Genomic DNA, 20,669 nt, shown 5'->3' on the forward strand with positions numbered 1-20,669 from the left:
TTGAGTTAATTCAATACTATAAAAAAACGCCTTTATCAGAAGGCGTTTTTTTATGAGGCTGACAGCTTGTTCATTTGGTTAAAATTAAGCGGTTGTTTCGAGTTAAGCGTAAGCGATATTCTTCGCCTTCATGCTCGATACGCACCTCTTTAGTCAGCGCAAATAAATGCTCTGACTGTAAAGTAGGCAAGCGGTTTTCGCGGTAATTTAAGTAACGAGAGATGACCGTGCTCATAGTAAATTCCTTTTGATAAAATAGTTGAACCCAAAATAGTCATATAAGACAAGTTATTAACGATAATGATTATCATTTGTATTAGTAGTTTTTGCAAGCTATTTGATAAAATAAATGACAGTTATTATGTAAACTTATATAAAGCTTCATTTACAAAGGCTATAAAGGTTCTAAACCAAAACAATCGTGTGGCGATAAATATATTGATAAAGGGCAGTAAGATGGCAATTCAAACAACAACCTCAGTAAAGCATCCATCAGATATAAATAAGCCAAGCAAAACTAAGGCAATAACTTATGTCAATGTGGCGGTAGCGGTCATTCATTATCAGAATCAGTATTTGCTGGGTTTTAGAGATATCTTACAGCATCAGGGCAATCGTTATGAGTTTGTAGGCGGCAAGATAGAGGGTCACGAAACGGCGAAGCAGGCACTTATACGTGAGGTCGCAGAAGAAACGGGCATTGATATTGCTGATAACACGAATGTGAAGCTTGGGCGACTACATCATGACTATGATGATAAGCAAGTATGCTTACAGGTGTATAAAGTGGCGTTGAGCGCGCAACAGTATGAAACGCATAAATATCGTAAACAGGGGTTAGAGGGGCAGGCGCTAACGTGGGTGGATAAATCGAGATTGTTGGCAGGAGAGTACCACTTGCCCGCCGCCAATAAGACGATTCTTGAATGGTTGCGATTACCGACACAGATAGCGATAACCTATCCATTGGCACACTTTGGCGACGTAGCTAATCCCGCAGCATGGCTGCAGTATCACGCGACGCATTTGACGCAAGACGCTTGGGTTTATGTCCGATTGAAAGCAGTAGATTTAGGAAGTAGTGTAGAGCAGTTGCTGCGCTTACGTCCAGATATCCATGCGATTTTGCCCGCTGCGTTCAATAACAATGAGGCGAGCGTGAGCGAAATAGCTATAAATCCCCAGATCGTAGCAAAGCATTTAACACAAACGCAGCTTATGCAGTGGTCAAGTAGTCATCAGAGTAATGATGTATCTCACTGCAGCATTACTTCAAGTCAGTCATCAAGCTATGCATTGATAGTGAGTTGTCATGATACTGATAGTATTTATGCGGCTAATAAGTTGGCGCACGCGCGTCTGCAACAGCAATTACCGCCCGTTATCGGTATCTTATTATCGCCTGTTTTAGCCACTCAAACTCATCCTGAGACCGCGCCGCTAGGTTGGCAGGCATGGGAAGAATTGGCAGCGTTAGCAGATATGCCAGTGATAGGTTTAGGCGGCTTATCACCCATGATGAGTGCACAAGCGGAACAGTATGGCGGCGTTGCTGTCGCTGGCATTCGACATTTTTTGCAGTAAAATTCAAGGTAATTTTACGTCATTATAACGGCTTTCTTAGAGTCGTTATTAAAATATAAAGGGGTTTAAGTCGTTATTAAATAAGCGCTTCAAACAAGATATAAGGCAGTTTAAAGGTAAAGACCACATTATTGTAAGCATCTGTTTTTAAAACTGTTTTAACAGTCGGTAACTATGTGTTTGTTCTATGATGCAAACGTAGAATTACTTACAAACCGTTGCGTTTCCCTACATTGCGACACTGTTCTCAACGAGCCTTTGCCATTACTATGAACCATCAAATTATCAAAGGGCGCTGAGTGACTTTCTTAGAGAATACTTATCTAGCTTAGAGAGCACTTATTTAGAAATTGTTTATCTATAAGTTATTTATCAAAAGAACAATTATCAAAACAACTTATCTATCGATATTTACTTATTCAGCGCTGCTTAACAGTTATAAGGCATATTAGTGATGACTGTCCTTGATTTTCAGTCATGCTTCTTTTGTGTTTAAAGTGATCATTGACAACTATCTCATGCTTATTTAATAAGTAATGTGATCAGTAAAGAATTTTTAACTAACCCTATTAACGAATGGTACTCCTATGAAAACCAATAAGTTACCTAAGTCAGCATGGTCTGATTCTCAGGCAGCTGGTTCTCAATCGCCACAAACTAGCCAGTCAAGTCAGCACTATTTTGAAAATCACCATCTTAAAAAGAGCTATCTTAAGAAAGACTATTTAACTAAAGGTTATCTAAATACAGATACACCTTCAAAGGCTCATAATCATAATGCTAGTAATGACGCTAGCTATCATTATGAGAGTTATAACGACATATACTCCAATCATTTGGCGGCAGATACATCGGTACATGACAGCTATTTTGGCTACAGAAGCATTGAAGAAGGCCTTACTGAGACAACAGAGTCTGCAATGAGTAAGAACAGCAACCGTAAAGCCCGTAGCTCGGATACTAGCGATATGAAAAGTCATGCTATTACGAGTAATCGCACAAATAACAACCATAACAAAAGTGATAAAAGCCCTCGAAGCTTACAAATTCCTCAAATAAATCACGGGTATAAAAGAGCGCATAGCTATCAGAAGGTGAAAAAGACGACTGATATAAGCATCAATAAAAGTGTGAACATAAATACGCAACCATCAAAGCTTCAGTCTATTGAAAATGATATCTTAGAAGCGCAGACTAATACTGTGAATAGCCTAACTAAAAAAAATAAATCTAACAATCATCTTTCTTCTGAAACTGCACTTGCAGGGATAACAGAGATACCGGAGCGCATATTTATGAATGGACTGATCAAGCACACAGGTATTGCTTTAGCTATTATCATACCGTTGGCGGCGTTTTCAGCCTATGCGGCGACGCCACCCGCCACTACTGCGGCTAAAGCTAATGTGACAGCTAATGCAACGACGGATAAAACCAGCATAGAGACATTATCCATCAAGCCGAGTGCTATCATTCATAAGGCTGCAAGTGTACCAACCACAGTAGATAGTGTTGATCTTAAAAAGTACGCGGGCACGTGGTATGAGATAGGTCGTTTACCAATGTATTTCCAGCGCAATTGCGCCAGTGATGTGACTGCGAATTATGTTGAAAAAACAGACGGTTCAGGCATCAAAGTGATTAACCAGTGTAAAGCGCAAGACGGTTCAGATATCATAGCTGAAGGCTTAGCCAAACCAGCTGATACGACGGGTAGCAAATTAAAAGTTACTTTCTTACCCTCTTGGATTCGTTGGTTGCCTGTTGGTCGCGCGGATTATTGGGTACTAGCACGTGATGCAGACTACAAAACGGCACTGGTCGGCACACCAGACAAAGACTATTTATGGTTACTGGCGCGCTCACCAAATGTGAGCCAAGAAACCTACGCAAAATACCGTCAAATTGCTCAACAACAGGGCTATGATTTAAAAGAGTTCAAACTGACGCCGCAGACCAATCAAACGGTCAAGTTGGTTCCATAAAAATCTAATTGTCAATTATTGATAGCTGATTTTATTAATCGCTACTTTGATAGTTGCTTCTTGATAAATATTGACTGTATCACTACTTAAGTATTTTATATTAATAGTGTTTTGCCTCGGTTTTAGCTACTTAAAAATAAAGACAGCAAGTTATGCTGTCTTTATTTTTAATAAGTAGGCCATATATCAATAATATTCTTTATCAGAGCGGCAAATTCGGTTATCACTAGCAAAATAAGGCATTTTAGGCTAAAATCTCCCTTATCTAAAGACTACGCTGATAAAAACGGTGACCATAACCATCGAAGCAACAGTCGAGCGTTATCGTTTTAGAATCATTACTTAACTTAATGATGACCTATCTATTTATATTTCTTCCTACTTTACTGATTACCTAATTACTGACCATAAGGATGTTTCTCGTGAGCAACGCTGATACCTTACGCCAATTACATCAAGACCACTTGAGCAATTATAACCAACAAGAGCAACAAGCTATTGAGCTGATGGGGCTATTGAATAAGCTTTATAACGAGCAAGATGTGCAAGTGACTCTATTTGGCGATACTCTAGATACGACGTCTGTGGGTCAAATATTGGCATTGCATCAAAAAGTGGCGCTACGTGAGCAAGGTGCTAAATCTATCGATATCGCTGATACCTTAGCGATGGTTAAGGCGCTTGCAGAGAATAAAGATATTCAAGCGGCTCGTATCGATGTCGGTCAGCTGATTGCGAATGACAGTGATTTACAAGCGGCTTTACAGTCTATTGGTACTGATAAAGGCACTAGCAATGGCGCAACTGATGTGGTGCTATATGGCTTCGGTCGTATTGGTCGTATCTTAACGCGCCTATTGTTGTCACAAGCATCAAGCGCCAAGGGTATGCAGTTAAAAGCTATTGTGGTACGTCCTGCAGCAGCGGGTGATTTGGCTAAGCGTGCCTCATTGCTTGAACGTGATTCGATTCATGGTAGCTTCGCTGGTGGCGTCGTTGTCGATAACGAAAACAACGGGTTGATTATCAATGGCCGCTTTGTGCAAGTGATTTATGCTAAAGACCCAAGCGAGATTGATTATACTGCTTATGGTATTGACGATGCATTGGTCATTGATAACACGGGCATTTGGAAAGATGAAGCCGGTCTTGGTAAGCACTTACAGTCTACTGGCGTGAAAAAAGTATTGCTAACGGCTCCTGCTGGCGGCGATATCAAGAACGTCGTATATGGTGTGAATAATGACACGGTCGGTGATGACACTATCGTCAGTGCGGCGAGCTGTACGACCAACGCGATTACCCCAACGTTAAAAGTGTTAAATGACGAATACGGTATTGAGAATGGTCATGTTGAAACCATACACTCGTTTACCAATGATCAAAACTTGATTGATAACTATCATAAAGCCGATCGCCGTGGTCGTAGTGCAGTATTAAATATGGTTATCACCAGCACTGGCGCTGCAAAAGCAGTTGGTAAGGCACTACCAGAGCTTAGCGGTAAATTAACCGGTAACGCTATTCGTGTTCCAACGCCAAACGTCAGCTTAGCGATTTTAAACTTGAATCTTAAAACTGCGCCAGCTAGCGCTGATGCGTTAAATGAGTTCATGCGTAAAGTTTCTAATAGCAGTCAGTGGCAAACACAAATTGCTTATACAGACTCTACTGAAGCGGTATCGACGGATTTTGTCGGTGATACGCATGTGGGTATCGTCGATGCTCAAGCGACGATTTTGACAGACAACCATGCTATCGTTTATATTTGGTATGACAACGAAGTAGGCTATAGCACGCAAGTATTACGTTTGGCAACGCAAATGGCAGGCATCAGCTACGCACAGATTCCAGCTTAATACATTTAAGTGGTATTAATGAGTTTTTAATATTGAGGTACTCTTCATAAACTAGAGTGCTTCAATAGTCACTTTTAGTTTGGACAGATAGATGTGATTTTTAAAGTTAAGATATACAGCACCCGATAGTCCAATTGGTTATCGGGTGTTATTGTCATAAACAAAGCAATGATTAAGAGCAAGATAGACGCAAGTCTCCCATTTTTTAAAAGATAACTATAGGCAAAAGAAGCGGTCTATGACTGTCATTAAGCTTATAAACTAGAGTGTAAATAAAGGAACGTAAGATGCGATTTATTGATGAAGCCGTCGTAACGGTAAAAGCAGGTGACGGTGGTAATGGAATCGCCAGTTTTCGCCGAGAAAAATATGTCCCGCGCGGTGGTCCTGATGGTGGTGATGGTGGCAAGGGCGGGGATGTTTATGTCATTGCAGAGGATAACACCAACACCCTAGTTGATTATCGTTATACCCGTCGTCACGATGCTATGCGGGCTGAGAATGGTCATAGTAGGAACTGTTCAGGCAAGGGCTCTGATGATCTTTTTTTACCAGTGCCTATTGGTACGACGGTCGTTGATACCGAAACCGACGAAGTATTAGGTGATTTAATTGAAATTGGTCAGACTTTACTGATTGCCAAAGGCGGTGATGGTGGTTTGGGTAATACCCATTTTAAAAGCTCGACCAACCAAGCGCCGCGTAAAGCGACGTCAGGTTTTGAAGGTGAGCTAAAAGTGCTTAAGTTTGAGCTAAAGGTCGTGGCTGATGTTGGCTTAATTGGTTTACCTAATGCAGGCAAATCGACTTTTATCCGCCAAGTCTCTGCTGCTAGACCAAAAGTGGCTGATTATCCGTTTACCACGCTGGTTCCTAATCTGGGCGTGGTCGATATTGGGCGTCATCGCTCATTTGTCATGGCTGATATTCCAGGTTTAATCGAAGGCGCTTCAGAAGGTGCCGGTCTTGGTATTCGTTTCTTAAAGCATGTCGCTCGTACGCGCCGTCTGCTACACTTGGTCGACGTTAAGCCGATTGATGGCAGCGACCCAGTCGAAAACGCCCGTATTATCTTAAATGAGCTCGAGCGTTTTTCACCTGAATTGGCGAATTTGCCACAGATTTTGGTGTTGAATAAAATCGATCAGGTGCCTGAAGAAGAGTTAAATGAGCTTTGTACGCATATTGTGGCAGAGCTTGGTTGGACAGGTATTGTATTTCGCACCGCGACGTTGACGGGCGAAGGCGTCGATGCGATTAAATACCATTTAATGAATGAGATTGAGCGTGAGCGTGAGCGTGAAATCGAAGATCCTATTTTTGCTGAAGCACAAAAAGCGCGTTTTGAGCGCTTAGAAGCAGAAGTACGTCTGAACACGGAAGCGCAGCGTGAAGCGTATCGTGCGGCTCGTAGAGCGGCACGTGAAGGTACGGATTTAAACGACGATGACGACGACCTAGATGATGATGGCGTTGAAGTGGTTTACGTTCCTTAAGTGTGCTTTATTTAAGTTTACGTTTTTTAAATTGGTGTTCGCACAGTTTTTAATTTAATCCCCGTAATCACTTTACACTAGCAACAGGAGTTTATATGGCAGTTGACATAGAGAACACGACCGAAGAAGCAAGGTTTGTTGAGCAAGCACGGAACTTTGATATTCAGCGCGTTATTGTCAAGATTGGCTCATCGTTATTAACCAATAATGGGCGAGGGCTTGATCGAACTGCCATTTACGAGTGGGCAAAGCAGATTGCCAAGCTGCATAAGCAAGGCATGGAAGTATTATTGGTATCTTCAGGTGCGGTTGCTGAAGGCGTGGTGCGCATGAATCTTGAAGAGCGCCCTAAGAAATTGGCGGCGCTGCAAGCTTGTGCGTCTATCGGCCAGATGGGTTTGATTGAAACTTGGTGGTCAGCATTGATTCAGCATGGTATTCAAAGCTCGCAGTTGCTACTGACCCATGATGATTTGTCCAACCGTAGTCGCTATTTGAATACCACTGGCGCGCTAACACAATTATTAGAATGGCGTGTGCTCCCAGTGATTAATGAAAACGATACCATTACGATTGATGAGATTAAATTCGGCGATAATGATACCTTAGGTGCGATGGCAGCGGCGATGGTCAATGCCGATTTATACATTATCTTAACCGATCAAGAAGGGGTCTTTACCGATAATCCGCGTAATAATCCTAATGCCAAAATGATCCGTCAAGAGCGCGCAATGGCTGATTATTTATTTGATATCGCAGGTGATGGTGGCAAGCTTGGTCGCGGTGGTATGCTCACCAAAATCCGTGCCGGACGCTTGGCTGCCATGGGCGGTTGTCCAACAGTCATCGTCAGTGGTGCTATCGACGATGTCATTACTCGTGTGGTATCTGGTGAAGCAGTTGGTACGTTACTGACGACGAATGACCAAGATAAAATCATTGCTCGTAAACAGTGGCTGGCGGCGCATTTGCGTATGTCGGGCTCTTTAATTGTCGATGCCGGTGCTGCAAAAGCCGTGGTTGAACATCACAAGAGCCTGCTACCGGTCGGCGTCGTAGAAGTACGTGGCGATTTCGATGAAGGCGATGTGGTTGAAATTGTACACCAAGATACGGGCGAGCGTATCGCTGTCGGTCAAGTGAACTTCTCATCGCGTGATGCCTGCCGTGTGGCTCGCGAGCGTACGGAACAGTTTGATAGAATCCTTGGTAACAATGAAGAGCGCGTGGTCATGGTACACCGTGATAACTTAGCGCTGACCATGTAGACGTTTAGGGTATTTACCCTATTTTAGATATAAGCACGATATTATTGATTAAAGGCTAACAGCAAATGACGCTCTAAAAGTGCTTAACATTATCTGATGAAGGTTAACCTAACGATTGCTAATCTGATGGCTATTCACCAAGAACCAATCATTCAGTGTGTTTAAATTTTTGTAATAGAGTGTCGCTATCTGAGCGTTTTAATATTCTTTTCTTTAACTTATTTTATCTAGCTTCTTATTCATTTTATTGGATATAGAGCTGTTTTGGAGATTTGTACATGAGTGCTTCAGACAATAATAACGCGCTAGAGCAGAATTTTGCGCCTTTAAAAAACGATAGATTGTTACGAGCGCTGCGCTTTGAGCCCATAGATACTACACCTGTGTGGATGATGCGCCAAGCCGGTCGTTATTTACCAGAATATAAAGCCACTCGCGCTGAAGCTGGTGACTTTATGAGCTTATGTAAAGATACCGCCCGTGCTACGGAAGTCACTTTGCAGCCTTTACGTCGTTATGATTTGGACGCTGCTATTTTATTCAGTGATATTTTAACCATTCCTGATGCGATGGGATTGGGTCTATATTTTGAAACGGGTGAAGGTCCGAAGTTTAAACATCCTATTCGTACGCAAGCAGATTTAGATAGATTGCCGGTACTCGATGTAAATGACTCTCTCGATTATGTCATGCGTGCGGTGACGAGTATTCGTACTGCGCTCAATGGTCAAGTACCATTATTTGGTTTTTCTGGCAGTCCATGGACGCTAGCGACTTATATGATTGAAGGCGGTAGCTCAAAAGATTATCGCTATACCAAAGGTTTTCTATATAGTAATCCTGAATTTTTACATCAATTATTAGACAAGTTAGCAACGTCAGTGATTGATTATTTGGATGCACAAGTTGTAGCAGGCGCACAGATATTACAGATATTTGATAGCTGGGGCGGTGCGCTTGGTCATCGTCAGTTTGTCGATTTCTCTCATGCTTATAATAAGCGCATTGTCGCTGAGTTAAAGGTACGTCATCCTGAAATACCTGTGGTGCTATTTACTAAGGGTGGCGGTATTTGGCTTGATGTCCAAGCGGATAGTGAAGCTGATGCCTTGGGCCTAGATTGGACGATGCCTCTTGATCGTGCCCGTCAAGTCTTGACGGAAAGTCAGCGTCAATTGACTAAGCAGCATAAAAAACTACAAAGTAGCAAAGCGATTCAGGGTAACTTAGATCCCGCAACTTTATATGGCTCGCCTGCAACTATCCGTGCTGAAGTCAATGCCATGCTGGATAGCGCTTATGCGAGTGGCGAAAAAACAGGCTATGTAGCAAACTTAGGTCATGGTATTACCCAGTGGGTCGACCCTGATAATGCCAAAGTGTTTATCGATGCGGTACATGACTATAAGATTTAACGCTGCTAATTTTTAAGAAAGCGAGCATTTAACAGTGCTAATAACCGCGTTAACATCAATAAGCTATGAAACCAAAAGCTAGAAAGCTAGAAGTTATAATGTTTATACTGAGGTGTAAACATTATAGCTATCTACCATTAATTGAGTAACACACTGAATAAAGAAAAAAGGGCTATCTTATGATTTCAGCAGCGATTGTCGGCGGCACAGGTTATACAGGTATTGAGCTGATTCGCTTATTATCTGCCCATCCTGAAGTGTCTATTGATTTGCTAACATCCCGTAGCGAAGCTGGCACCCGAGCTGATGAGATCTTCCCAAGCTTACGCGGCATCTCAGATATCGTTTTTAGCGACTTAGGTGATGAGACGCTAGCGACATTGCAAAAATGCGATGTGGTGTTTTTTGCGACTCCACATGGCGTGGCAATGAAGCAAGCAGAGGCGTTAACTGCAGCGGGCGTAAAAGTCATTGATTTAGCTGCGGATTTTCGTTTGCAGTCATTAACGGAATTTGAGCATTGGTATCAGCAAGCGCATGCCTGTCCTGAGCTATTAAAGACAGCTGTTTATGGTTTGCCTGAAGTCAACCGTGAAAAACTGGTCAATGCTTTGGTCGTCGGTAACCCTGGCTGTTATCCAACCACGGCTATCTTGGGCTTAAAACCCATTATAGATGCCCAAAATCAGCAAGCAGCAAGATTGGTTGAATCACGTATCGTTATCGATGCTAAATCTGGTGTTTCGGGTGCGGGTCGTCAAGCAAAGCTTGCACTTAACTATGCTGAAACCACAGATAACTTCAAGGCCTATAGCGTTGAAGGTCATCGGCATCTACCTGAGATTGAACAGGGCGTTGCCCAATTATTAGATAGTAAATTTAGCCATCGTATTCGTTTTTTACCTCATCTTGTGCCGATGATACGCGGAATGTTGAGCTCTATTCATCTTGAGCTTACTGATGCAGGCGCTGCTATTGATTGGCAGCAAATATTTGACACAAGCTATGCTGCAGAACCTTTTGTGGATGTGATGCCAAAAGGTGTTTATCCCGATACGCGCAGTGTACGTGCCAGTAATCGTTTACGTATTGGCATCCATCAAGACAATGAACGTGCTGAGCTGACAGTGATTGTTGTGCAAGACAATTTGGTAAAAGGTGCCGCTGGGCAAGCAGTACAAAATATGAATGTGATGTTTGGTCTCGATGAATCAATGGGTTTAAACTTTGCGCCTATCGTTCCTTAACAAATGTTTATCTACTATCAGATCCTTCCTATTTATGGCGCTAGGTATTGATTATAAATTCCGCTATAATAACCTGCCCTTACTATTAAGAGATATTGTCTAAATGCGTTTGAAGAGTGTACTACGCCTTTGCCCACAGCCAGCACGTTTAACGTGCCAAGACTCTATTTCCTATGATTTGGGGCGTAGTCCGCATCTCTCTTATCCTCGTTATCATAGTAATGGTGCTGCTATAAGTAGCCATGGTATTAATCATTCACAGCAAGGCGCTTCTACCTTGGTATTAGCATTATTTGTGGTAGCGATATTGGTGACAGCAGTGGTTGGACTGTTATTTGGTCACAAGCTGGGTTATCAGCGTGGCTATTATTCAATGCAAACGGAAGCTAAGCAAGCGGTCATCACGAGTAAAGAGGCGACACAAGAGCTGAAAGATTTACGCCTTAGCAGTAAAATAGCCACCAATGAAGCGGCTACTGCTAAGCAAGAGCTAGAAATAAGTTTGGCAAATTTGAAAGAGCTACGCGAAAATCAACAGGAACTTAAGGTTGAAAACAAACAATTGGCGCAGCTTAATCAAATATATGCCGAAATCATTAGCGATCAAGGCGGTATGCCCTTGCAGATACTTGGTGCTAGGATTGAACCTTTACCTGAGAACGCTTTTGAATATGGCTTCGATATTGGCATGCTTGCCAGCGATGGTAAAGCCAAGCGCTTAAAGCCAACGTTGACCTTGCTCAATAACGATGACTTTGTAGAAGTACCGTTGGAACCATCGAGTTATAGCATTGAGGGTATTACGCGTATTCGTGGTCGCTTTATGCTGCCATCAGGCTTTAAGCCTTTGCAAGTTAAACTGAGCTTGAGAGCAGGTGGACAGGAAGTAGAGCAGCTATATGATTGGAGGCTTGGCGCTAAGGTTGATAATATGCCACTGTCGTTATTAGACCTACCAGAGGTTGATGAAAGCCCGATTGAGCCTTGATTTTTTAGTGCTTCGATATTCCATGTCCAATGGCTTTCACCTAGTAACATGTCTGCTAATATTTTTTAACTCTTCTTTGTATTGTTATAAACACACCTATTAAATTGTATTCTAATTATGATAAAACAAACCATATTACAGTCAACGCCCACCGTTGCGGATTGGCATTTTCCCAATATGCCGACGCATTTTGCTCAAGATGGCGATACCGAAAGTGAGACTTCACCACAAGCTGATGTATTAGTGGCAGAGCCAGAGGTGGCAAAGCCTCCCATGTATGCTGTGGTGATGTATAACGATAACTACACGCCGATGGAATTTGTCGTTTATGTGCTGCAGTCGGAGTTTCGTCATAGTATGGATTCAGCCGTTGAAATTATGCTGACGATTCATAATAGTAGCAAAGGTATTGCGGGCATTTATCCCAAAGATATCGCTGAAACTAAGGCAAAAAAGGTTAATAGCCTTGCGCACCGTGAAGGCTATCCTTTATTGACTCAAATTGAACCACATCAGGGCGAATGATTTTTTAGCGCACTTTTGTAGTAAGTTTTTCCTGTTTTTATTATTGCACTTTCTATCTCACTCCATTCTTTGTTATCTATACAGTCAAGTTTTACCCCTAAAAATACTTTCTAACATAGAGCAAACCTGATCAGTTATCTGATTGTTTGCTCTAACGTATCTATCTACTCTAAGTTTAGCCATTTTAAATTTGGTACACATCCTGACGCCTATGGTCTTCTAATCTTGTTATTCCTTTACTTTTAAACTTGATTTCCCTCTGATACAGCCCTATATACTAAAGTATGCTCTTGTACACTTAGTTTTATATCGTCCCTCATTTTTTCAAATCGTTTTAGTATGTTTTATCTCTATCCTATCCAATAGCCAGTTTTAAAGACATAGGCTCAAAGTGTTTTATGAGCTGCTAGTTTTAGTAACTGTATAGACGCTATTAAAAGGTTTGTCAGACACTTCGATACATTTTAATCAGCTTTAATAGATTGACTATCCTTAATTATCATGTTGATATAAAGGGAAGATGAAAATAATACGCTAGTCATGGAAGTCATCATTGAATTACATTCAGTAAAGTCTCTTAATAATCCTAACATTGCCCTTGAACAATCCATCTATCGCCCTGATTTAGTTACTAACTCATTCATAAAGCTATCAATAATAAGATAGGTACAACCGTAGGAAGTCCTTATGTTAAGTCGTCATCTTGAAGTTTCTTTGCGTTTAGCAATGACACTTGCGCGCCAAAAATCGCATGAGTATCTCACTGTTGAACATCTACTACTGGCATTATTAGAAAATACCAATGCTGCCAATACGTTGACTGCTTGCAATGCCAATGTCTCAACCTTGCGTAGTGAGCTAGAAGCTTATATCAATAAGCATACGCCGACGGTCGATGCCAATACCGAGCAATCACCACAACCGACCCAAAGTTTCGATCGAATTCTGCAACGGGCTATTTTCCATGTGCAGTCTATCGGTGGGGGTCGTTTGGTCGAAGGTTCTGATATTTTAGTATCGATGTTTTCTGAACATGATACCTATGCAGTTTATTTGCTTAAAAAGCAGGGTATTAGCCGTCTGGAGCTGACCCAGTATTTATCGCATGGTCAAGAGAAAGACGAGCCATCTGAGCCCCGTGCTTCGATGACTGGCGAGCGCCGTAGTGTCTCAGAAAAAACCAGTAAAGACCCATTGGTCGAATTTGCGACCAACTTAAACCAACGCGCCGCTGAAGGTAAAACCGATCCATTAATTGGACGTGCCCCTGAAATTGAACGCGCCGCCCAAGTGCTGTGCCGTCGCCGTAAAAACAACCCATTATTGGTTGGGGAGCCAGGCGTAGGTAAAACCTCGATTGCCGAAGGTTTAGCGTGGTTAATTATCAATGATAAAGCACCGAAGCCACTTAACGGCTGTGTGATTTATAGCTTAGATATTGGCTCATTAATCGCTGGTACTAAGTATCGCGGTGATTTTGAAAAACGGATGAAATCGCTGCTTGATGCGCTAAAGAAAAAACCCAATGCGATTTTGTTTATTGATGAAATTCATATGATTATTGGCGCAGGGTCGTCGATGAGTAGTAATATGGATGTATCAAATTTAATCAAACCGGCCCTTGCCAATGGTGAGTTGCGTTGTATTGGTTCAACGACCTTTACTGAGTACCGTCAGGTGTTTGAAAAAGACCATGCATTGTCACGTCGTTTCCAAAAAATTGATGTTAAAGAACCGAGTGTTGATGACAGTATCGACATTTTACGTGGCCTTAAATCACGTTATGAAGAGTTTCATAATGTCGAATATACTGATGAAGCCTTGGTGACAGCCGTTCAATTATCGGCCAAACATATCCATGAGCGTTTTTTACCGGATAAAGCCATCGATGTAATCGATGAAGCCGGTGCTTATAAGCGTTTGGGTATCGTGGCTGATGCGGATGATATTGATGCAGAAGAAAGCTTCATCGCTAATTTGGAGCAAGATTTTGATGCACAGATCGATGCTGATGAAGAAGGTTTTGACAGTATTGATGAGATGGACACGGTCAACGAGATGCAAGAGGAAGCAAATGCTGCAAAAGCCAATGATCGGGCGACAGCTAACAGTGCTAAAAAGTCTAAAACCAAGCGTGCTCCGATAAAAATCGATGTCGCAGATATTGAAGCCATCGTTGCTAAGCTTGCCCGTATTCCACCTAAATCTGTATCAAGTGATGATAAGAGCATTCTTGAGCATTTAGATCGTGATTTGAAGCACTTGGTGTTTGGGCAAGACGAAGCCATTGCGACCTTGGCAGATGCAATTAAATTATCTCGTGCTGGCTTAAAAGCACCGGATAAGCCAATTGGCTCCTTTATGTTTGCTGGTCCTACTGGTGTTGGGAAAACAGAAGTATCACGTCAGTTAGCGAACTTATTAGGGGTGGAGTTAGTACGCTTTGATATGTCAGAATATATGGAAGCCCATACCGCTTCGCGTCTGATTGGTGCGCCTCCTGGCTACGTCGGTTATGATCAAGGGGGTTTATTGACCGAAAAAATCAATCAACATCCGCATTGCGTACTGCTGCTTGATGAGATCGAAAAAGCGCATCCTGATGTCTTTAATTTGCTACTGCAAGTGATGGATCATGGTACCTTGACGGATAATAATGGTCGCGTCGCTATCTTTAAGCAAGTCATTGTTATTATGACCACCAACGTCGGTGCCGATAGTATCAGTCGCTCTTCTATGGGCTTCACGCAGCAAGACCATAGCCGCGATAATACAGAGGCGCTCAAGCGTGTGTTTACGCCTGAATTCCGCAACCGTTTAGATGCCATCATTCAGTTCAATCCATTAGACACATCAGTTGTGGTATCTGTAGTTGATAAGTTCTTGGTCGAGCTACAAGTGCAGCTTGATGATAAGAAAGTAACATTAGAGATTGATGATGAAGTACGGGATTACTTGGCTGATAAAGGCTATGATCGCCTAATGGGTGCCCGTCCAATGCAGCGTCTGATTCAAGACGAGATTAAGAAACCATTGGCAAGCATGATTTTGTTTGGGGACTTGGTAAATGGCGGTGTGGTCCATCTGACCTTGGAGCCTGAAGATGCTAAAGATCAAGATGGCAATTCTGTTAAGCTTGAAAAAAGTAGCAGTAAGGGCTCAGACAAAGGCTCGGCAGACAGTCGTATTATCTTAACAGTCGTTGAGACTCATGAGCCACATCCAGACTCTGAGTCATTAGCCAGCTAAGTCTTTGCGGTTAGTATCATAAGAATGGTTACGACGTTATAAAAACGGTTACTGCGGTAGCCGTTTTTTATTGCTAATTATCACGTAGCAAAGCCAATATTTTGCTAATATCAGTGTTAGCGTATCCTGATAACAAATAAAAAGGATTGATTATGACATTACTTGATGTACAACCAACAAAGACAGAAGCACAAAAACAAGCGATCTTAGACAACGTACGCTTACCAGAAGACTGGAAAAATGCCTTAGCAGAAGAATTAACCTCTGACAATATGGATAACTTGCGTGCCTTCTTAAAGGAAGCCTATCAATCAGACGATAGTATCTATCCACCAGCCCCTTTGATGTTTAATGCGTTAAACCTAACGCCTCTATCACAGGTTAAGGTTGTTATTTTAGGCCAAGATCCTTACCACGGACCAGGGCAAGCAATGGGCTTATCGTTTTCAGTGCCCAAAGCCATTCCAAAGCCACCTTCACTGAATAATTTGTTGAAAGAAATGGCGAGTGATATTGGTATCGCGCCTTCAAAGCATGGTGACCTGACTTACTGGGCACAGCAAGGCGTATTACTTTTAAACAGCTCATTAACTGTGAGAGAAGGAGAGCCAAACAGCCACCAAAATCAAGGTTGGGAGCAGTTTACCGATGCGGTCATTGATGTGGTCAATGAACAAACAGAGCATACCGTATTTATTTTATGGGGCAGTAAAGCGCAGAAGAAAGGCAAGTATATCAACACTGATAAACATCTCATTTTGACGGCTGTTCATCCTTCACCACTGGCTGCCAACCGTGGCGGGTTTTTTGGTTCTAAGCCATTTTCTAAAACCAATGATTATCTGGTACAGTACGGTCAAACGCCTATCGACTGGCAGTTACCGCAGTAGAAGTTAAAGATGGTTGTCAAAAGTGGTTTTCAAAATAATTGTTGTCACAATAGTTGTACTAATAAATGAAGCATACACAAACGATAAGCTTGCAACCATATCAGTTAGCGAGCGGTCTGATATCAACGAGTACATTTTGGTCACTTCAAGATGTTCACTGGATGCAAGAAGCAATTGAGCTTGCCAAGCAAGGCGCTGCGCGTGAAGAAGTGCCAGTAGGGGCGATACTGGTGCACAATCAGCAGATCATTGGGCAAGGGTTTAATGAGCCGATTGGACGTCATGATGCGACTGCTCATGCGGAAATTATCGCGTTAAGAGATGCTTGCAGACGTTTAAATAATTATCGCTTGCCATTACAGACGACGTTATATGTGACTTTAGAGCCGTGTACCATGTGTATTGGAGCGCTGATTCACGCTCGCGTCGATAGACTTGTCTATGCGGCAAGTGAGCCGAGGGCTGGCATGGTTGGTAGTCAAATGAACTTGGCGGCACAGGCCTTTTATAATCATAGTATTCAAGTACATAAAGGCTTGTGTAGTCAGCATAGCAGTCAGATGCTGAAGGATTTTTTTCGACAACGCCGCCAAGCGGTAAAAGAGAACAAGCGGTAAAATTTTCAGTCACCATAAATCATTAACAAGATATTATTTGCACTGCTAGTGATAGGGAGGTTTGTTTGCTATACTATCGCCCTATTTGCTTATGAATAAGTTTATTGACGTGCAAGCGTTTGACAAACCAGTAGAAATTTACGCCCTTTACTACGATGTAAGCTGTGCCGACGATTAAGTGAGTGTTATGACTGCTTTTATACCTGATACTAATGATAATAGTGACACGCCGTCATTGCGCTATCCAGTTATCTGTATTGATGGTCCAAGTGGGGCAGGTAAAGGTACGGTTACCTGGCGCTTAGCACAAACGTTAGGTTATCAATTGTTAGATTCAGGGGCCTTATATCGCATTGTGGGTCTAAAGGCGTTTGAAGCAGGTTTGTTAGAGGTGAATGGCGAACAAAGCATTGATGAGGCGGCGCTGTTAGCATTGACCCAAAGCTTGCAGATTGTTTTTGAGCCTAACAATGATTCAGGGCGTGTGGACATCATTGTCAATGGCACTAAAATTGGTGAGCAAGTACGCAATGAAACCGTCGGTGGTTACGCCTCTCAGGTTGCTGTTTATCCAAAGGTGCGTCAAGCGTTGCTTAAATTACAGCAAGATATGGCAGCCCAATCAGGATTGGTCGCCGATGGCCGTGATATGGGCACCGTGGTTTTTCCAGATGCCGATGTTAAAGTATATCTGACAGCAAGTGCCAAAGCCCGTGCAGAGCGTCGTGTAAAACAGCTACTCAATGCTGGTCAAACAGCAGATTTTGAAGCGATTCTTGCCACGATTAAAGCCCGTGATGATCGTGATGAAAACCGCACAACAGCACCGTCAAAACCTGCAGACGATGCGCTAGTTTTAGATAGCTCCAACCTAGACGCTGATGCGGTTTATGAGCTTGTGAAGAGACATTGTCAGGATCAAGGTATTTGCTTCAATCGTTAATAAAAACAACATATTAAATACTAAAAAGTTTCCTATGGGTTTCATTTTAGTATAAAATTATAGTAGTAAGTATAAGACTGTTGTTGCTAATGATTTCGATAAATAAGCTATTTATTAAGCGGTACTTATAAAACCGTGTTTATGAATAAGGCGCTTATTAGCAACAAACGTTTTTATATATGACTGCATAGGATATAAAACCAGTATTCTCGTTTTATGCAATCATACATTTGATCCGTACTGTGCTGGACAGGATACGGCTATACAAAGGTAGACATAATGGAATCATTTGCTGAACTATTTGAAGCGAGCATCGAAGAAACAGGTCTGGATATCGAGCGTGGCTCGGTTATCACCGGTACTGTTGTCGCCATCGATAACGACTGGATCACTGTCGATACTGGTCTGAAATCTGAAGGTATTGTCGCTCGTGAAGAGTTTTTAAGCGAAGAAGGCGAACTTGAAGTTGAAGTTGGCGATACAGTAGACGTAGTGGTTGAAGCGGTTGATAACGGTATGGGTCAAACCTTACTGTCACGTGAAAAAGCCAAACGCGTTGAAACTTGGAATTTCCTTGAAAAAATCTCTGACAACGATGAGATTGTGAAAGGTATTATTTCTAGTAAAGTAAAAGGCGGCTTTACCGTAGATATCGGTTCAGTTCGCGCGTTCTTACCAGGTTCTTTAGTAGATGTACGTCCTATCCGTGATACGACGCATCTAGAAGGCAAAGAGTTAGAATTTAAGGTTATCAAACTTGATCAAAAACGTAACAACGTTGTGGTGAGTCGCCGCGCTGTTATGGAAGCTGAAAACTCAGCTGAGCGTGAAGAGCTATTGAACAAGCTTGAAGAAGGTATCGAGATCGAAGGTATCGTTAAGAACCTAACTGATTACGGTGCATTCGTTGATCTTGGTGGTATTGATGGTCTATTGCACATCACTGATATGGCATGGCGCCGTATCAAGCACCCATCTGAGGTGGTTGAAGTTGGTCAAGACCTTAAAGTTAAAGTACTTAAGTTTGACCGTGAGCGCAATCGCGTAAGCCTAGGTCTAAAACAACTAGGTACTGATCCTTGGGATAACGTTGGCGGTACATACCCAGTGGGTAGCGTCGTTAAAGCTCGCGTAACAAACTTGACTGATTATGGTTGTTTCGCTGAAATCTCTGAAGGTATTGAAGGTCTAGTACACGTATCAGAGATGGATCATACCAACAAAAACATCCATCCATCAAAAGTTGTTCAAGTGGGTGATGAAGTTGAAGTAATGATCCTTGATATCGATGAAGAACGTCGTCGTATCAGCTTAGGTATCAAACAAACTCTAGCCAATCCTTGGGATGAGTTTGATAAGAAACATGAGCGCGGTGATAAAATCACTGGTACGATAAAGTCAATCACTGACTTCGGTATCTTTATCGGTCTAGATGGCGGTATTGATGGTCTAGTTCACTTGTCAGATATTTCTTGGAATGAAACTGGTGAAGATGCTATCCGTAACTACAACAAAGGCGACACCGTTGAAGCAATGGTATTGTCTGTAGATTCAGAAGCCAACCGTATCAGCCTAGGCGTGAAACAATTGACTTCAGATCCATTTAACGAATACCTAGTCAACAATGACCGTGGTGCTATCGTTAACGGTAAAGTAAAAGAAGTAGACGCTAAAGGTGCTACTATTGAACTTGCTGACGAAGTTGAAGCGTATCTACGTGCCTCTGAGATTCAACGTGACCGCGTTGAAGATGCGACTAAGCATCTAGCTGTTGGTGATGATGTTGAAGCTAAAATCATCAGTGTTGATCGCAAAACTCGTAACATCAGCCTGTCTATCAAAGCGAAAGACGAAGCTGAAGAGCGTCAAGCGATTAAAGAGCTAAGCAGCACTAGCACGACTAGTACTACTGCTGGTTCTGATGCACAGCCAAAAACAATTGGTGACTTGATCAAAGAACAAATGCAGTAAACTGTATATTGTTGATATAATTAGCATATAAAAAGAAAGCGACTCCGGTCGCTTTTTTTTGTGATTAAATTTGGATATGAGTTAGAATGTTTGAGGATTTCCTTTAAAAGGGGAAACTCTTATTTCCATTTACGCTAATATCCGCTATCATTTGCAACATTGAGTAACGAGATGTGAAGGTCAGCCTAGATAGTCATAAATGATAGTTTACCTCACAACCATCTTATCCATTAATCAATAAGGCCCGTGTGATAATGCAGCAAGCAATTAACAAGTCCGAATTTATTAGTAATCTGAGTGCGAATTGCGACAACATGACAGATACCGTTGTCGATGATGCAGTACGCGAAATATTAAATTTAATGACCGATACTTTAGCCAATGATGGTCGAGTAGAGGTGCGAGGGTTTGGTAGTTTTTGTCTCCATCATCGCCGTGCACGTATGGGACGCAACCCTAAAACGGGCGAAAGCGTACCAGTACCTGCCAAAGCCATTCCGCACTTTAAGCCTGGCAAAGCATTACGTGAAGCAGTCAATGATAAAGTAGCCCACGATTAGTAAGGTAAGCATAATAGTAATGCATTTAATCTTTTAATTATGAGAGTTGATTATTACTAACGCTTCTTACTT

Annotated in this window: 16 protein-coding genes; 15 read left to right on the forward strand and 1 reads right to left on the reverse strand. The window is 42.1% G+C overall.

What is annotated here, in order from left to right; translation table 11 throughout:
- Positions 1 to 70 precede the first annotated feature (70 nt).
- The gene (hemP, locus tag FQ084_RS06020) at positions 71 to 235 is read right to left on the reverse strand and encodes a hemin uptake protein HemP (RefSeq protein WP_149489743.1); all 165 of its coding nucleotides are present in this window, start codon (positions 233 to 235) and stop codon (positions 71 to 73) included.
- 221 nt (positions 236 to 456) lie between these two features.
- Between hemP and FQ084_RS06025 the strand changes: the two genes are divergently transcribed.
- The 15 genes from FQ084_RS06025 to FQ084_RS06095 all read left to right on the forward strand — a co-directional run bounded on the left by FQ084_RS06025 (position 457) and on the right by FQ084_RS06095 (position 20,597).
- Positions 457 to 1,584, forward strand: coding sequence for an NUDIX domain-containing protein (locus tag FQ084_RS06025; protein ID WP_149489744.1), 1,128 nt, complete (start codon positions 457 to 459; stop codon positions 1,582 to 1,584).
- Between the two features lie 587 nt (positions 1,585 to 2,171).
- On the forward strand, positions 2,172 to 3,569 hold the full coding sequence (locus FQ084_RS06030) for a lipocalin family protein (protein ID WP_149489745.1): 1,398 nt from the start codon (positions 2,172 to 2,174) through the stop codon (positions 3,567 to 3,569).
- A gap of 413 nt (positions 3,570 to 3,982) precedes the next feature.
- Positions 3,983 to 5,428: a glyceraldehyde-3-phosphate dehydrogenase gene (locus FQ084_RS06035; RefSeq protein ID WP_149489746.1), complete on the forward strand. Its 1,446-nt coding sequence runs from the start codon at positions 3,983 to 3,985 to the stop codon at positions 5,426 to 5,428.
- A 287-nt stretch (positions 5,429 to 5,715) separates the two neighbouring features.
- Positions 5,716 to 6,924 (forward strand): Obg family GTPase CgtA, encoded by a 1,209-nt coding sequence (cgtA, locus tag FQ084_RS06040; RefSeq protein ID WP_149489747.1) that lies wholly within the window; start codon positions 5,716 to 5,718, stop codon positions 6,922 to 6,924.
- Between the two features lie 95 nt (positions 6,925 to 7,019).
- Positions 7,020 to 8,192 (forward strand): glutamate 5-kinase, encoded by a 1,173-nt coding sequence (proB, locus tag FQ084_RS06045; RefSeq protein ID WP_149489748.1) that lies wholly within the window; start codon positions 7,020 to 7,022, stop codon positions 8,190 to 8,192.
- A gap of 278 nt (positions 8,193 to 8,470) precedes the next feature.
- The gene (gene hemE / locus FQ084_RS06050) at positions 8,471 to 9,607 is read left to right on the forward strand and encodes a uroporphyrinogen decarboxylase (RefSeq protein WP_149489749.1); all 1,137 of its coding nucleotides are present in this window, start codon (positions 8,471 to 8,473) and stop codon (positions 9,605 to 9,607) included.
- Positions 9,608 to 9,786: 179 nt separating this feature from the next.
- A complete protein-coding gene (argC, locus tag FQ084_RS06055) occupies positions 9,787 to 10,854 on the forward strand; it encodes an N-acetyl-gamma-glutamyl-phosphate reductase (RefSeq protein WP_149489750.1) in 1,068 nt (355 codons plus the stop codon).
- Between the two features lie 103 nt (positions 10,855 to 10,957).
- Positions 10,958 to 11,842 (forward strand): hypothetical protein, encoded by an 885-nt coding sequence (locus FQ084_RS06060; RefSeq protein ID WP_149489751.1) that lies wholly within the window; start codon positions 10,958 to 10,960, stop codon positions 11,840 to 11,842.
- Positions 11,843 to 11,959: 117 nt separating this feature from the next.
- Positions 11,960 to 12,367: an ATP-dependent Clp protease adaptor ClpS gene (locus FQ084_RS06065; RefSeq protein ID WP_149489752.1), complete on the forward strand. Its 408-nt coding sequence runs from the start codon at positions 11,960 to 11,962 to the stop codon at positions 12,365 to 12,367.
- Between the two features lie 687 nt (positions 12,368 to 13,054).
- The gene (gene clpA, locus FQ084_RS06070) at positions 13,055 to 15,616 is read left to right on the forward strand and encodes an ATP-dependent Clp protease ATP-binding subunit ClpA (protein ID WP_149489753.1); all 2,562 of its coding nucleotides are present in this window, start codon (positions 13,055 to 13,057) and stop codon (positions 15,614 to 15,616) included.
- 152 nt (positions 15,617 to 15,768) lie between these two features.
- A complete protein-coding gene (locus FQ084_RS06075) occupies positions 15,769 to 16,506 on the forward strand; it encodes a uracil-DNA glycosylase (protein ID WP_149489754.1) in 738 nt (245 codons plus the stop codon).
- Positions 16,507 to 16,571: 65 nt separating this feature from the next.
- Positions 16,572 to 17,123 carry a tRNA adenosine(34) deaminase TadA gene (gene tadA / locus FQ084_RS06080; protein ID WP_149489755.1) on the forward strand — a complete coding sequence of 184 codons (552 nt, stop codon included), beginning with the start codon at positions 16,572 to 16,574 and terminating at the stop codon, positions 17,121 to 17,123.
- 187 nt (positions 17,124 to 17,310) lie between these two features.
- Positions 17,311 to 18,066 (forward strand): (d)CMP kinase, encoded by a 756-nt coding sequence (gene cmk / locus FQ084_RS06085; RefSeq protein ID WP_149489756.1) that lies wholly within the window; start codon positions 17,311 to 17,313, stop codon positions 18,064 to 18,066.
- Positions 18,067 to 18,345: 279 nt separating this feature from the next.
- Positions 18,346 to 20,037, forward strand: coding sequence for a 30S ribosomal protein S1 (gene rpsA / locus FQ084_RS06090; RefSeq protein ID WP_149489757.1), 1,692 nt, complete (start codon positions 18,346 to 18,348; stop codon positions 20,035 to 20,037).
- A 254-nt stretch (positions 20,038 to 20,291) separates the two neighbouring features.
- Positions 20,292 to 20,597 (forward strand): integration host factor subunit beta, encoded by a 306-nt coding sequence (locus FQ084_RS06095; protein ID WP_149489758.1) that lies wholly within the window; start codon positions 20,292 to 20,294, stop codon positions 20,595 to 20,597.
- Positions 20,598 to 20,669: the final 72 nt, after the last annotated feature.

Source organism: Psychrobacter sp. ANT_WB68 (genome assembly GCF_008369115.1).
GTDB lineage: Bacteria > Pseudomonadota > Gammaproteobacteria > Pseudomonadales > Moraxellaceae > Psychrobacter.

Excerpts from the sequence above, each read along its gene's own strand:
- tadA (WP_149489755.1), top strand. The coding sequence starts at position 16,572 with ATGAAGCATACACAAACGATAAGCTTGCAACCATATCAGTTAGCGAGC.
- FQ084_RS06095 (WP_149489758.1), top strand. The coding sequence starts at position 20,292 with ATGCAGCAAGCAATTAACAAGTCCGAATTTATTAGTAATCTGAGTGCG.
- FQ084_RS06075 (WP_149489754.1), top strand. The coding sequence starts at position 15,769 with ATGACATTACTTGATGTACAACCAACAAAGACAGAAGCACAAAAACAA.
- cgtA (WP_149489747.1), top strand. The coding sequence starts at position 5,716 with ATGCGATTTATTGATGAAGCCGTCGTAACGGTAAAAGCAGGTGACGGT.
- rpsA (WP_149489757.1), top strand. The coding sequence starts at position 18,346 with ATGGAATCATTTGCTGAACTATTTGAAGCGAGCATCGAAGAAACAGGT.
- FQ084_RS06030 (WP_149489745.1), top strand. The coding sequence starts at position 2,172 with ATGAAAACCAATAAGTTACCTAAGTCAGCATGGTCTGATTCTCAGGCA.
- cmk (WP_149489756.1), top strand. The coding sequence starts at position 17,311 with ATGACTGCTTTTATACCTGATACTAATGATAATAGTGACACGCCGTCA.
- proB (WP_149489748.1), top strand. The coding sequence starts at position 7,020 with ATGGCAGTTGACATAGAGAACACGACCGAAGAAGCAAGGTTTGTTGAG.
- FQ084_RS06060 (WP_149489751.1), top strand. The coding sequence starts at position 10,958 with ATGCGTTTGAAGAGTGTACTACGCCTTTGCCCACAGCCAGCACGTTTA.
- FQ084_RS06035 (WP_149489746.1), top strand. The coding sequence starts at position 3,983 with ATGTTTCTCGTGAGCAACGCTGATACCTTACGCCAATTACATCAAGAC.
- hemP (WP_149489743.1), bottom strand. The coding sequence starts at position 235 with ATGAGCACGGTCATCTCTCGTTACTTAAATTACCGCGAAAACCGCTTG.
- FQ084_RS06025 (WP_149489744.1), top strand. The coding sequence starts at position 457 with ATGGCAATTCAAACAACAACCTCAGTAAAGCATCCATCAGATATAAAT.
- FQ084_RS06065 (WP_149489752.1), top strand. The coding sequence starts at position 11,960 with ATGATAAAACAAACCATATTACAGTCAACGCCCACCGTTGCGGATTGG.
- clpA (WP_149489753.1), top strand. The coding sequence starts at position 13,055 with ATGTTAAGTCGTCATCTTGAAGTTTCTTTGCGTTTAGCAATGACACTT.
- argC (WP_149489750.1), top strand. The coding sequence starts at position 9,787 with ATGATTTCAGCAGCGATTGTCGGCGGCACAGGTTATACAGGTATTGAG.
- hemE (WP_149489749.1), top strand. The coding sequence starts at position 8,471 with ATGAGTGCTTCAGACAATAATAACGCGCTAGAGCAGAATTTTGCGCCT.